Genomic DNA, 1,641 nt, shown 5'->3' with positions numbered 1-1,641 from the left:
GTCCTTAGTTAGTTCCATTCAAGCTGCATCGATTTGGGCAACAACGCCACTTGGCAACCTAATTTCGTTCGGAGGGATCGCTGCCGACATCGCAACCAAGCCACCAAACCGCCCCCCTCCCCTCAGTACAGTCCGGATATATGGCTGTAATCGATAATCTGTGTAAAGCCACCACAGAATATTTCGCTTGGCAAACGGCGGCGACCATCTATGAATAAAAGAACTTTTCACTGGTTGATTGCTACCTCCCCCTTAAAACCCCCATCGTTTCGCTTCAATGCAGCATTTTATATATAAGTAATGCCTGATTTTAGGCATAAGAACTGAGTGGAAATATTTATATTCAACAACGCTGATCCACTGATACACTTATTGAGGAACAATCAGAAGTGAACCTATTGACTCCCATTTTAATTCCACCTCTTCCGGCGAGGTGTGAATTGTTAGTTAAAAATGTTTGTGTGTTGTGTATAAAATGAGGTGGTGGGCTTGAATAAGGTTATGGTTTATAATAAGCAAAATCCCTGTTGTGTGCATGACCTCAATGAGGTTTATGCTAGAAGTGCACGCAGAACCACAGCCATTTTACATCGGCGTGAAATCGGGCTGGGTTCATGCCCATAATGCCTGTGAACCATCCAGGCTTACTTGTGATATCAATGATCTGGGCGCGGGTATTTATGCTGGATACGCCCTAGCCTCCCATATCTCATTTGAGGCTGGTCATGATTATTTCGGGAAAATAAAGGCGACATACACATCGCTGGGCGCACCAGAACGTAGTGCGCCATATGAAGGCAAGATTCAGGGTTATCTGCGCCCCTAAAATATAACCAAGCGCTGACCAATAACTTAAGCGTGTTTGCTAAAGGTGGCGCAATGGCTTGGCGTACGGACGTAACGGGGCAAGATGTATATTTCCAGCATCGGACCCATGACACCAGCTTGTCTCCATTGCTCTGAACTAGTTTCGAATACGCTTTGTCAGAAAAATGGGAAGGACAACATGAATACCAATGGATTAATAATCTTGGTGGTGGTAACACCGGTGTTAGTGATTTAAGTACACTCTATGCAGGCTTAAGTTTTCACTGGTGAATACAAATAAATTATCCGAAGACTAATAAACTATTAAGAGTTCGTTAATATGACATCAATCATGCGTTTTTTAATGAGTGCAGGTGTGCTGATGCTCACTGGTTGTGGGGGGGGTAGCGGATTACCTTCTCAACCAGAAACCTGTGACCGCGTTGTTTCTATTCAGGTTGCCCCACAAGATCCATTACTCAAAGGGGTGAGTAGTGATCAACTTCCAGCTGGCGTGAGCGCGCAATATGAGGCAACGCTGACTTACTGTGATGGTTCCACTAAAGTGACAACAGACGGCGTCAAATGGTCTGTTTCTAATGCCAATGCAACGATTTCAGCAACCGGGATGGTTTCTACCGTCGCGGTGGGTAGCGTACAAATTATTGCTTCGTTAGATAATCTGGTTGGCGAGCGAACACTGGATATTCCTGATATTACATTGACCGCACTGACGGTCACGCCGCCGAGTGCGACTATCCCGAAAGGCTTTACCCAGAGTTATATCGCTCAGGGGACTTATAGCGACGGTAGCACCCTGGATGTCACTGACGA

Annotated in this window: 3 protein-coding genes; all 3 read left to right on the top strand. The window is 45.6% G+C overall.

Annotation, left to right across the window (positions count from 1 at the left end; translation table 11 throughout):
- The first annotated feature begins 553 nt into the window (after positions 1–553).
- The gene (locus tag AAC083_RS01935; protein ID WP_181364883.1) at positions 554–826 is read left to right on the top strand and encodes a hypothetical protein; all 273 of its coding nucleotides are present in this window, start codon (positions 554–556) and stop codon (positions 824–826) included.
- Positions 827–858: 32 nt separating this feature from the next.
- On the top strand, positions 859–963 hold the full coding sequence (locus AAC083_RS22810; RefSeq protein ID WP_181364882.1) for a hypothetical protein: 105 nt from the start codon (positions 859–861) through the stop codon (positions 961–963).
- Positions 964–1,147: 184 nt separating this feature from the next.
- A partial coding sequence (locus AAC083_RS22805; RefSeq protein WP_219927937.1) for a hypothetical protein occupies positions 1,148–1,641 on the top strand: 494 nt, incomplete at its 3' end.

It is taken from the genome of Aeromonas sp. HMWF014 (assembly GCF_963878295.1).
Taxonomy (GTDB): Bacteria; Pseudomonadota; Gammaproteobacteria; order Enterobacterales; family Aeromonadaceae; genus Aeromonas; species Aeromonas popoffii.
Note: the sequence above shows the minus strand (reverse complement) of the source record. Positions and strands in the feature narration are given on the sequence as shown.